This is a genomic window from Metabacillus sp. B2-18, from assembly GCF_021117275.1.
In the GTDB taxonomy this organism is placed as follows: Bacteria; Bacillota; Bacilli; order Bacillales; family Bacillaceae; genus Metabacillus.
This window is the reverse complement of record NZ_CP088245.1, coordinates 2,457,180-2,469,402: the sequence shown is the minus strand read 5'-3', so window position 1 is coordinate 2,469,402 and position 12,223 is coordinate 2,457,180. Positions and strand designations below refer to the sequence as shown.

Annotated in this window: 8 protein-coding genes; 7 read left to right on the top strand and 1 reads right to left on the bottom strand. The window is 33.4% G+C overall.

The window, feature by feature from the left end; genetic code table 11:
• Window positions 1-6 precede the first annotated feature (6 nt).
• A complete protein-coding gene (locus LPC09_RS12395; RefSeq protein ID WP_231309623.1) occupies window positions 7-597 on the top strand; it encodes a DUF1989 domain-containing protein in 591 nt (196 codons plus the stop codon).
• Window positions 598-671: 74 nt separating this feature from the next.
• Here LPC09_RS12395 and LPC09_RS12390 read toward each other — a convergent pair whose 3' ends face one another.
• Window positions 672-1,673, bottom strand: a complete 1,002-nt coding sequence (locus LPC09_RS12390) for a hypothetical protein (protein WP_231309622.1) — start codon at window positions 1,671-1,673, stop codon at window positions 672-674.
• Window positions 1,674-2,164: 491 nt separating this feature from the next.
• Between LPC09_RS12390 and LPC09_RS12385 the strand changes: the two genes are divergently transcribed.
• The 6 genes from LPC09_RS12385 to LPC09_RS12360 all read left to right on the top strand — a co-directional run bounded on the left by LPC09_RS12385 (window position 2,165) and on the right by LPC09_RS12360 (window position 12,159).
• A complete protein-coding gene (locus tag LPC09_RS12385; protein ID WP_231309621.1) occupies window positions 2,165-2,374 on the top strand; it encodes a hypothetical protein in 210 nt (69 codons plus the stop codon).
• A gap of 39 nt (window positions 2,375-2,413) precedes the next feature.
• On the top strand, window positions 2,414-3,799 hold the full coding sequence (locus tag LPC09_RS12380; RefSeq protein WP_231309620.1) for an HNH endonuclease: 1,386 nt from the start codon (window positions 2,414-2,416) through the stop codon (window positions 3,797-3,799).
• 12 nt (window positions 3,800-3,811) lie between these two features.
• Window positions 3,812-4,201 carry a hypothetical protein gene (locus tag LPC09_RS12375; RefSeq protein ID WP_231309619.1) on the top strand — a complete coding sequence of 130 codons (390 nt, stop codon included), beginning with the start codon at window positions 3,812-3,814 and terminating at the stop codon, window positions 4,199-4,201.
• A 179-nt stretch (window positions 4,202-4,380) separates the two neighbouring features.
• Window positions 4,381-8,043: an AAA family ATPase gene (locus tag LPC09_RS12370; protein WP_231309618.1), complete on the top strand. Its 3,663-nt coding sequence runs from the start codon at window positions 4,381-4,383 to the stop codon at window positions 8,041-8,043.
• A 430-nt stretch (window positions 8,044-8,473) separates the two neighbouring features.
• The gene (locus LPC09_RS12365) at window positions 8,474-10,783 is read left to right on the top strand and encodes a HelD family protein (protein ID WP_231309617.1); all 2,310 of its coding nucleotides are present in this window, start codon (window positions 8,474-8,476) and stop codon (window positions 10,781-10,783) included.
• Window positions 10,784-11,205: 422 nt separating this feature from the next.
• Window positions 11,206-12,159 (top strand): hypothetical protein, encoded by a 954-nt coding sequence (locus LPC09_RS12360; RefSeq protein ID WP_231309616.1) that lies wholly within the window; start codon window positions 11,206-11,208, stop codon window positions 12,157-12,159.
• Window positions 12,160-12,223: the final 64 nt, after the last annotated feature.

Sequence of the window (12,223 nt, the reverse complement as noted above, 5' to 3'; positions counted from 1 at the left end):
TACAGTTTGCCAAATATCATTCATATACCTGGAGGAGAAGCCCGGAGTTTTCTGCTGAAATCGGGTGAATTATTAAAAGTGACTGATGTTGAGGGGAAACAGGTTGCTGATTTTATTGCCATTTCCTTTCATAAAAAAGATGAATATTTATCAACGGCCCATACGCGTACAATGAACAGTCGATTGACCGTGATGAAAGGGGACCAGTTATACAGCAATTATCGCCATCCCCTGTTAGAAATTCTTGAAGATACGGTTGGTGTTCACGATACGCTGTATCCATGCTGTGATCCAATGCGGTATAAACTAGATTTTGGCGTAGAAAATCACCGAAACTGCCGTGACAATTTTGCTCAAGCCCTAGAGGAATATAACTTAGACTATGGTTTCATACCAGACCCACTTAATTTATTTCAAAATTCCCCTCTGAATGCAGATGGAACATTTGCCAATTTTACAGAACCCGAATCAAAGGCGGGGGATTATGTTGTTTTTAAATCTTTAACTGATTTAATTATTGGGATATCAGCTTGTCCTCAGGATATGACGCCATTATGTGGCTATCAAATTACTGATATTAAGGCGGAGATTATGTAGATATATTGTTCTCCGTCTAAGGTTTACCAGTACAACAAGCTGAGTTATCGAACCATAAATATAAAAGGAACAAGTTAATTTAGGACCGTATGGTGATTGGAGCAAGGGGGACGGATCTCTTGCTTCTTTCGTTTCACTAAGCGAAGGAAGCTCAAGAACCGTCCCTGTGCTTCTTTAGTATATTTTCTATCTGAATGGATCTTTGAATCTTCATATAGCCAATTTAATACCGTCATAACTTGTTTTTTTCCTCTTAATTGGAGTCTTCTAATGTTGTTGCTTTTGTTTTGTGCATAAAGTTTCGCACTTGCCGGTACAGCTAATTCGGATTGTAGTATTTTACGAATGCTTTCTAGAAATTCTTGTGTGCCTTCGATATCCATCGCATATTGGTCATTCCTAGCAAGGCAGAAGGTCCCGTCTCCGTCAACGTAGCCCCTGATAAAATCTCTATAAAACTTTCTATCTAGATTTTCCGGAAATATAATTTTATGAGTTTTTCTAGGAACAACACCAAATTTCATTAAATCTAGTGCTAATTTAGGAGAAGTAATATCTAGAGAAACCACCTCGAAATCTCCGTGATGTGTTTTGGCAATATGTTCACGAATTGGATGCTCTGCCTCCATAGCTTCCTTAAATTTTAAAATTATATCTTTGTCTTTTTTGGCAAGTGTAATCGTTAAAGTCCCTTTCTTAGTAAGGCAACCATCGGCGACAACGAAACCAAGTAGGTACGCCTTTTCTTCTGTATCTATCTCAGAGAAGTAATTAAAATTGGCACGGTACATATTACTCGTATTTCTTCGTTTAATTCCACGCACCCGCAAAAGCTGTCTAACGTTTTGGGCACTCATATTATAATTCTGAGCCAAGTTACGAGTAGGCTCACCAGAAATATACCCTTTAAGCACATTGATCGTCCTTTCTTTTGCATGTGTTAGTCCGAGACGTTTTATTATTCGGTCGGCAGTTCTGACAGAAACATTGTAGTTTTCTTTGATCCAAAGCTTATCAATATGGTTTAAAAACGATTTAGCTCTTATTTCATCTAGTTGCTCTGTAGTTAATGGCATTGCTATTCCTCTTTTCTCTATTAAATTTTTACTCCTCTAGAAAAAAGTGAATTCACAGTTTAATGCATTACAGGCTGGAGTAATGTTAATAAGAATACTTATTGGCCAATAAAGTAATTCAACCTGTATAAATTGAGATTAATAGACGAAAGGTTATTAGCCAAATTGAGGGAGGGGTTCTATCAAGAGATAAAAGTCTTAAGACCAGACCAATTAACTAGTGCGATGTAATTTAAAGGTAGTAAAAATTATCTAAATTGCGGTAATATTAAAATATAGGAAAATATGGATGGAGTTAATTTAATAGAAACTTTAATTCTTAATAATATGGAAAATTAATCAAGGCTATAAATAAAGGACGAAATCTAAATACACTGAATAGACTTAAAGGAAATTAAATGGAAATAGATACGTTTATGCCTTTTTAGAGTGGAAACATTTATTTAGGGCTGTTGGAATTAAGTCAAAAACGAATTAAGGGTGTGGGTGATTTGAACGAAAAACTATTATTTAGAATAAAGGAAATTTTAGTAGATTGTGCTAAGAAAAATAGTCTAATTGAGTACGGTAAAATTAGCAAAGAGTTACGCGGTGCTATTTCTCCTATTAAACTTAATGAACCATTAGGGGAAATTTCATTGAGGTGTATTAAAAATGGTTTTCCACCCTTATCTGTTCTTGTTGTTAATCATGATACTTAAAGACCAGGGGAAGGTTTCTTTACTTGGGTTGCTACTAAAATGGGGTATGCAAACTTACCTGGATCTGAATGGGAGAGTTTCTTTGAAGAACAATTAGAAAAAGTATTTGAATTTGATCAGTGGGATGAATTTTTGTCCAATTATCAACATAATCAAGGTAATAAATTACCAATGACGAAAAGAGATGTACAGAATAATACATGGATTTTTCAAGGAAATCCAAGACAGTTTCGAATAAATGACTATCTGAGAGACAATACAAGCATTATGTGGTCTCTAAACCAAGAGCATTTTCAAAATGTAATTAATATAGGTGATACAGTTTACATATGGCGTTCTGATGGTGGTCAAAGAGGAACAGGAGGCATTATCGCAAAAGGAGCGGTTACTGGAACACCTGTTATGAATGACGATCCAAGCCCATATTGGAATAATACAGATGGGCAAGAAATGAAAATAAGAGTGCCGATACAAATAGAAAATCGATTATTGGATGATGTATTTATTAATCGACAAGAATTATTAGAACATTCTACATTATACAATTTATTAATCCTTCGAATGTCTAATCAGACAAACTATTTAATAAGTAAGGAACAAGCGATAATCTTAAACAAATTGTGGAATGAAAAACTTATGGGTAGTAACTCTAGCAGTGTAGGCTTTGATCAAGAAAAGTTCAATCGTGAACTAACTAATAAAACGTATGTGAAAGGAAAAGAGACTCCATTTTATATTATAACAGTGAAGAAGTTCCTTGATCATTATGATAAGGGCCCATTTATTTATGAGGTTATATTATTAGAGGACCACAAAATAGTGTATAAAGCAACGGTTAAAGACGATACTTCAAAACAATTATTAACTCCTACGAAGCATAAAGGAATGGAGCTTTTATTTTCTAGAAATCCACTAGTGAGGTTGGAAGATATAAGCATGGTTCATTATAAGGAAGATAGGTTAAAGGCTGATTCATGGGAAAAGGAACCAAGCCAGAGTTTAAAGACCGTTTTTGATAAATTAAACGTGAAGAGATTGTCATATATTATCAAGCAAGATTTACAAGCAGAAAGGTCGCAAAATGCTTCATTCTATAAAGATGGAGAAGTAAAACAATACTTTGGTAACCGCTATGAAAGAAAAGCGATAAATAGACTTCGGGCCATCGAAATTCATGGAACATCTTGTGTCGTATGTGAATTTAATTTTGAGCAATTTTATGGGGAGCATGGTAAAAATTTTATTGAAATTCATCATATTAAACCTTTGAGTACATTAGACGAGGTGATTGAAATTGACCCGGAAAAAGACTTAGTTCCTGTTTGTTCAAACTGTCATCGAATGTTGCACAGGAAACGTGAGAATGTTTTAAGCATTGAGGAGCTTAAAGGTTTATTAAGGAAAGGGATTTCAATTAGAAATTAGGGGGCAAGTAATATGGATTATGAATTAGTTACATCTCTAGATGAAGTAATCCTTAATATAAAGCAATTCAATACAGATTTAAGTGAAGAACTCGATGTCATTTCGCAATTATCACAATTTAAGCACTGGTATTTTATTCCTCAAATCAATTTATTCGGACCAAGCAAATATATCGGTTATAAGAATATGAATACTTCTAGATATAACAGAGGGAGGAGTAAAACTGGAGTAGACACTGAAAAAGAGTTGAAAATATGGTTTGTTAAACTTTCTAAAGATTCGGAAAAAAGTAAAAAATTGATGACGGAACTTGAAGCGATATTGGCATGTCATAATAAAAAACCTCGAAGTAACGCGCATATACATATTTTAAAAAATGGCATCAATTTAAAAATAGAGTAGTAGTATCGGTTTTCTTTCCTTCTTTTTTAGAGTGTTGACAGTAACTATAGTAAATGCACTGGAGGGCAGGCACCACTTTCTGAAAGAGAAAGAGTTTAAAAGGTACATATGATTTTTTCTGGGGACCGATTTACGATAATTGCATGTACTATTGATAGACGTTTAGGAGGAGATGGCAAATGATTGATAAAGAAAAGAAAGTTAAACCACAAACAAACTATGTACAACACTTTTCAACCAGAATTCCGTGGAAGGATAACGATTATACTGGGCGAATTGACAATAACCCAAGGTATAATGTTGCTGCTCAAGTAATCCCTAACATAGCATCGACACGGGACTTGGATTTTGAGGAAACGAATAAAGGTAAAAGTTACGAACAAGTAGGGTCAGTAAGAATGCAAAGCTGGATTACAGAGAACGCTGCGTTCATGAGTGATACCAAGCTGGAACTTAAAATGAACCACCCATATAAAAAGGGAAATGCTAAGTTCAAGCATTTCGAAGAAACAACTTTTGAGATGGACCCCTATTCATTCTTATTGCGCCCCTTTTCATGGACACTAAAGGATAATGCCAATAAGAAACAAAACTATTACAATTTTCATTTTGACTTAGAAAAAACAGAACAAATGCTGAACTGGTCAAGTTCGTGGGTATCGCATGGAGAATCTCAAAAAGGGATTTTCGATTACTTCTTTTCCGGAATTAATCCGCATAACTCATTGATATTTCCATATTACAAACAAGTTCCATTTGTCGAAGATAATCGGCGTGTAATTGCAGGAATAGGAAATATAGTCTCAAATGTAGAAATTCATGAGTATGAGTCTGATGGAAGCAGTAACGAAAAAAATTATATTTGGGAAACAAATGCAGCTCATTCAATAAGAATTGATGGCAAAGATGGCTTTTTAATGCCTTATCTTGAAATTTCCGAGTATGTAAAAAAACATCCTGATTTTGATGTGTCTAGTGTGACTTTATTTGAACCAGCAGGATTTAGATCGGAATTTTCATATGCAGCTGAATGGGTTAGCTACGATGCGGCTATTGACGTGCTAAATCAAGCGAAAACGGCATTAAAAAATATAGCTAAACTCAATCTTAAAGTAGCCAATCATGAATGGGTTAATGTTCAACTTGAATATATTGAAAATCAATTAAAAAGCGTATGGAACCAACGTGGTATTTTCCCAGGATTAGGTTCGATCTTATCCGCTTTCGGTGTTAGATATGGTTTCGATGTTGCTCATCATGTGGATACTTCTGAAAACGACTTGATTTCTGAATTGAAGTTATATTTCTCAGGGGACAAAGAAACGGGCAACGAGAAATTGGATGACAGCTTAGCTGACAAAGAGGACGAGTTTTCTGGCTTACTAAGAAATGAAAATAAAACTCTATACTTCGAACTTTTGTCTCGATTGAATCTTTCTGTTGAACAAGCTGTTTTTGCTTGGGGTAACCTGAAAAATGATGCAGCTGCAATTGTTGCAAACCCATACCTATTATTCGAACTTACAAGAAATGAAAAGGACGAACACCGAGTTACTATTACTCAAATCGACAATGCAATGTTTGTGAATCCGTTGGTGGAAAATAAGTATCTTCTTACTAAACCAACCAAAATGAGAACGGAAGGTGATAAGCGTCGATTTAGAGCGATGATGATATTTGTTTTAGATCAAGCAGCAAATCAAGGCCATACTTTACTCAGCTATGATCAAATTGTTGAAGAAATTAATAAATTACCATTAGATCAAAAAACGGATTTTCAAACTGAAAAGATTGAAGGTGTTCTTGAGTTCTTGCAGGAAGGTGAATTGTACGTTGATGTTGAAAATGCTTACATAAAACTGAAAGAATATCAAGATTATAAAGAATTGGTAGTCGATGTAGTAAATAACCGTTTAGAAACTAGTTTATCGAGTGAACAAGACTGGAAAGAAATTATTAATGACCAATTTGGACAACTTGAAGTAAATAATGAAGAAAAAGATCAACTCGCTCGTGTTGAAAAGGCTACAGCGTTAAAAATCCTTGAATCATCTAGATTATCAGTCTTATTGGGAAGAGCTGGGACGGGTAAAACATCAGCATTGGGGATTTTTGCTTCTTCAAAAGAAATTAAAGCTGGTGGAGTATTAGCATTGACCCCTACTGGAAAAGCAAGAGTTCAGCTCGAGAATTCATTTAAGAAGAATAATGTTGAAGCTGAGTTTATGACTGTGGCACAATTTTTAATTCGTTCAAAAGGTTTCAATAGGAACACAATGACTTATAAGGTGCCAAGCCAACCTAGTTCGAGTATTGCCAAAACAGTTATTATCGATGAAAGTTCAATGCTGACTGAAGATATGTTTGCTGGCATACTAAAGCTTGTTGATTCTCATGCAGAGAGAATTATCTTTATAGGAGATCCAAATCAATTACCTCCAATAGGAGCAGGGCGTCCATTTGTCGATTTGATTAATTATTTAGAGAGTGCTTATCCTGATAAGATCGCAACGTTGAAAACAGAGATGAGACAGGGTTCAGGTGGTGATGATTTATCATTTGCTCAAATATTCTCTAATTCAGATTCAGTCGATAAAGATGTAGTTTACCGTATTCAAAACAATCAAACAGATCAACGTCTTAAATATATTCAATACACCGACTTAGAAGAGTTAGAAAAAATGTTCTTTGAGGAATTGGTAAATGTCACAAGCATGACAAATGAAGATGATATTGATGGATTCAATAAAAGTTTGGGAGCTACTGTAGACAACTATACAAATTATCCAACTAGTAAACATATAGAAGATTGGCAAGTTCTGTCTCCTACTAAATTTATTGGAGCAGGAAGCTATTATTTGAACAATCAACTTCACCAAAAATATCGTCAAGACACTGTTGAAAAATGGACTAAATACCCATGGTCAAAGAACAATCCTCAATCTGTTCAAAATATCGTATATGGAGATAAAGTTATATCTAATGTAAATGGTGAGAAGGAATACTGGGATGGTTCATCAGGGAAAGCGTATATTGCAAATGGTGAAATTGGTATTATGGCGGATTACCCAAGCCATTATGGTAAAAACGATAAAAATACTAGTTGGTATAAATTCCGTTTTGGCTCATTTGAAGGAAAATTATTTTCGTATACAAAATCGGATTTTGGTGGAGAAAGTAGTGACTCTAAATTAGAACTTGCATATGCTCTTACTGTTCATAAGTCACAGGGTTCTGGTTTTGGTAAAACCATAGTAGTCATAGATGGTAAAAGTTCACTTGTTACAAAAGAACTTTTGTATACTGCATTTTCTCGTCAAAAAGAAAAACTAAATATATTAAGTGATTTACCAATTCAAGAGTTAGTTCAGCATTCGAATGACTGGTATTCGGATACCAAACAACGATATACGGACTTATTCGAAATTCCAAACATCATTGAAATCGAGTCTAATAATCAAAAACGATACTTTGAAGAAAAATTAATCCATAAAACGGTTCGTGGTGAAATGGTAAGATCAAAGTCTGAAGTAATTGTGGCTAATATACTAGATAAGATGAAAATTGAGTATTCCTATGAAGAACTATTAGATGTTAATGGTAAAACCTATATTCCTGATTTTACTCTTCGCTACCAAGGTAAAACTGGTTATTTAGAGCATCTTGGAATGCTAATTAATAAATCTTACAAAAAACATTGGGACGAGAAAAGAGCAAATTATGAAAGTGTAGGAATTTCAGAATCTCTTGGAAATTTGATAATCACAGAAGATGGATTAGATGGAAGTCTGGATGCAACGTTAATAGAAAGTAAGATTCAAACATGGATAAAAAATAGTTGATTTGTTCCTTCCAACCAATACAAAAATAGATAACTCTTTATGTTCCCTCATACCTGTTATCTAATTCATCAACTTATTTAATTGTTAAGCGGGTTGCTGGTTACAGTTAGCATAATGATTTAAGAACGGATTCCGAATAGAGGAGTTCGTTTTTTCTTTATTGAATGTATATTAAGGAACTTTAGTAGAAAGAGAAGGTATACGATTACAGCACATACTGCTAGTCTAAAATCAAGTTTTATTATGTCTCTCTACTTAGTTGTGATAGCATAAATGGCTGACTAAGAAAAAATTAAAAAGATACCTTTAAAACATGCCTGGTACTAAACTGGAAAAATAGAAATATTTACAATATGTAACAGAGTTTAATATACTAGTAAAATAGACTTATACATCACAAGAAACTGCAAATGGGCTGGGGTGATTGATAGTGAACAAGAATGAAATGATAAAGGAACAAAAGAACTTAGATGAAACGATAAAAAGAATAGAAGATCAAACCTATTATATATGGGAGTTGTTGGACAAGAAACAACAGCTGATTAAATCTCATTCAGATTCAATAGGGGATACGTTAAGTTATAAACTTGGGAAAAGTGACCAAGAAAAACTAAAAAGAGCAAAAGCTGAGCCCTATTTTGGTCGTATTACTATGGTTGAAGATGGTGTAAGTGAGACTTTTTATATTGGAAAACAAGGTGTCAGAGATAAAAATGAGGATATTATTGTCGTTGACTGGAGAATGCCGATAGCCTCAGTTTACTACAATTTTATGCCTGGAAAGTCCAGACAAAAATATACTGTCATGGACGAGAAAAATAGGACAAAGTATTCTTACGAAGTAGATGTCCAAATGAAAAGAGAATATACTATTAGAGATAAAAAGATCATTAAATTTCTGCAACATGCTGCAGAAAGCAACAGTAACTTAAACGTTACAATGACGGAAAAAGGGGAAGAACTTACAGTTACAGATGATTTTTTAAGAGATATTATTGAAAATAGTGAAACTACTGGGTATCTAAAAGAAATTATTGCAACAATTCAAAAAGAACAAGACCAAGCAATTCGCCAACCACTCGATTATAATGTTGTCATTCAAGGAGTGGCTGGTTCTGGAAAATCATCCATTGCTCTTCATCGACTTTCCTATCTTTTATTTAATAATAAGCATTTGAAACCTAGCGATCTATTAATTCTTGGACCTTCAGAGTTATTTATTAGTTCATTTGAAGGGCTTTTACCTGACTTGAATTTAGAAGGTATACGACAATCAACTTTTCATAATCTTGTGTATGAGCATCTAAAGCCTTTCCTTCCAAGTAAACAAAAATTATCTATTAAGGATTATTTTGAAGATGTTTTATTTTCAAGTGTTACTAAAAAGGAAAAGAAGATCACGGAATTTAAAGGGTCGGAAGATTTTCTTAGAATTATTGATATTTTTCTTGATCAGCTTCAAACACAGTTTGAAGCTCGCTTTAGAAATCTTACTATTTTTGATGAATTTTTACAGGTTTCGGATCTTGTCAAAATATATGAGGGGTACTCATACTATCCATTTATTAAAAGAGTTCAAAAGTTTATCCAACATGTTGAAAATCATTTTAAGGATGTATTGGAACGTAAGATAAATGATCTAGAAACACAAGCGGTTTTAACAAACAACTTTCTTTTAAATGATGGTGGTCTTCTCGACACTGAAGTAAAGACTGTTCAAGAGCAAATTATTCGTGTGAGAGAGTATAAAATAAAGGAATTGAAAAGAGAGCATAAATCGGAAATAACGAGATGGAAGAAAGTCATGGAGATACAGAATCCATATCAAATTTATAAACAACTGTTATCATCTGATATGCTTGACATGTTTAAACATGAACTTAATGATGAAACCTTGGAACTCTTTAAAGGATATTCGTTAAAAGAAGTAACGTATTTTGATATCGCGCCAATATACTATATCTTTCTATCACTTTTTGAACTTCCGGAAAAGTTTGCACATATCGTAATAGATGAGGGACAAGACCTAAGCTATATTCACTATACTGTTTTACAGAAGCTAACAAAAACAGTTACAATTCTTGGAGATAAAGAACAATCAATTTTTCTCAATTATGGACAATACAATTGGGAGAATTTAATGGATAGAGCCTTTCATAACGAAGAACATGTAATGCTCACTTTGGATACAAGTTATCGTTCAACAAAAGAAATTATTGAAGTTGCCAATGTGGTATTAGCAAATCACTATGGGGAAGACCATAATCCAATTACGCCATTAAATAGAAGTGGTCCAGCAGTTTCATTCGTAGAGGTTTCATCAGGAAGAAACTTACTTGAGAATTTAGCTCAAACCATTAATGAGTGGAAAACCAGATACAAACGAATTGCAGTCATCCACAAAGATGAAAAAAAGGCAATCAGCTTAGCAGAATATTTAAAGAATCAATTTAACCAAGATGCGACATATGTTAATCCTGATCAAGAGATCAAACAAGGCTTTGTCTCAGTATTGGCTTCTTATTACTGTAAGGGCATGGAGTTTGATGCTGTGATCATTGTTAATGCAAACGAAGATAATTTTCCAAAGGATGAATTGCATGCAAGGCTAATGTATGTATTATTAACACGTGCACAACAAGAAGTTAAAGTATTTTATCAAGATTCTTTATCTCCATTACTAGAAGGAATTGTACAAGAAAAGCCTAAAGTATCGATGGAATTCGATGATATTTTATAAAATAATTGATAGAAATTCCTCTTTTAAACTTTATGTTTGGAAGAGGTTTTTTTGTAAAGTCATATTAGACTAGATACTACGCAATAAATAATTTCTCTTTTGTAAAAGAATCTACATACAGGAACGGATGAATCTTTCATTATTGTATACCCAACACTCTGAAATACTTCCTTTAAAAAATGCTACTTTTCTGATCCAGATAGCACAAATAATTTATTGAACCACTAAATAAGACCTTTTTCAAGTCCTAAACTAAATAAAAGTATATTTAATTATTCGCAAGTATTATGACAAAAATCTCTTAAGAAAAACGTCGTATAATATTTAAGGTCGATAATTCGACATATTAAAATATTGGGGTATAGGTCAACTTTGGTTATAATCACAAAAAATTTCCGAAATTTAGGAGGTAGGAGCTGCATATGGAAGTGGAGAAGAAGAAGAGGGCCGTATCTAACCAGAAACAGGCATTTCATAGATATTTGTTTCCAATTACAATTATTTCATCAATGTTAATTTCAGGTTTAGTAGGATATACTGCTAGTCAAATAGTTGTCAACAATAGTGTTGGTGACCCAACAGAGTTAAATACTATGAAAAACGAAGTAAATGAAGCTAGAAATAATTCGTTAAAAGTAATAGAAAAGGAACTACCAAAAATAATTAACGACCTAGATAAATACAATCAGGATATAAATTTATTAGTTAAAAATGTTGAGTGGTTAAATGAAAATTTAGCTCCTATAAGGGATGCAATAGGCAAATTTGACTCAGCAATTACCGTCGTTAGAGGAGTCAACACTTTTGTTGATTTTCCTGTTGTAGGTAACATAACTACTAATTTAGCTTTAGCAAAGATTCAACTAGATGAAATTGATAGCATATTATTTCGCTTGGAGAACTTAACAGTTATTAAACAAGAGCTGAGTGATTCTTATCAAAATATAAATTTATTATTTGAAAAATATCAAAAAGAAAAAAGCATTGAACAGTTATTGCAAATTGAACAAGAGTTAAACTCAAATTTGATTTATCAGATTGAAGACTTAAGGAATACTACTATAGAAGCTCATAAAGTTCTTGAGCTATCTTCAAGTGTTTTAATTACCGTAAATAAGACTAGATCGATTATTAATTCAATACAGGAAATGGGGGAGAATACGCTAGATGTACTTCAGTTTTGGAAGGAAAATGAAGGCAGTTCTGAAATTGAGGCAAATGAAAGTTTAGAAAAGGATTTAGAGACGTCTATAGAGAATATCCAAAAGCTACCAAACGAATTAGCTCAACGATCCAAGAGTAGTATTACGTCAATAAGCAATATTCAAAAAGAGCTACAGACTATAAAAATAACACAAATGCTCAGTAGTGAGTGAAGATGGATCCCTTCTTTTGGTTCTTCACAATTGGGACTATATAACAAATAAAGAAACAAAAGGC

Excerpts from the sequence above, each read along its gene's own strand:
- LPC09_RS12390 (WP_231309622.1), bottom strand. The coding sequence starts at position 1,673 with ATGCCATTAACTACAGAGCAACTAGATGAAATAAGAGCTAAATCGTTT.
- LPC09_RS12380 (WP_231309620.1), top strand. The coding sequence starts at position 2,414 with ATGGGGTATGCAAACTTACCTGGATCTGAATGGGAGAGTTTCTTTGAA.
- LPC09_RS12375 (WP_231309619.1), top strand. The coding sequence starts at position 3,812 with ATGGATTATGAATTAGTTACATCTCTAGATGAAGTAATCCTTAATATA.
- LPC09_RS12370 (WP_231309618.1), top strand. The coding sequence starts at position 4,381 with ATGATTGATAAAGAAAAGAAAGTTAAACCACAAACAAACTATGTACAA.
- LPC09_RS12360 (WP_231309616.1), top strand. The coding sequence starts at position 11,206 with ATGGAAGTGGAGAAGAAGAAGAGGGCCGTATCTAACCAGAAACAGGCA.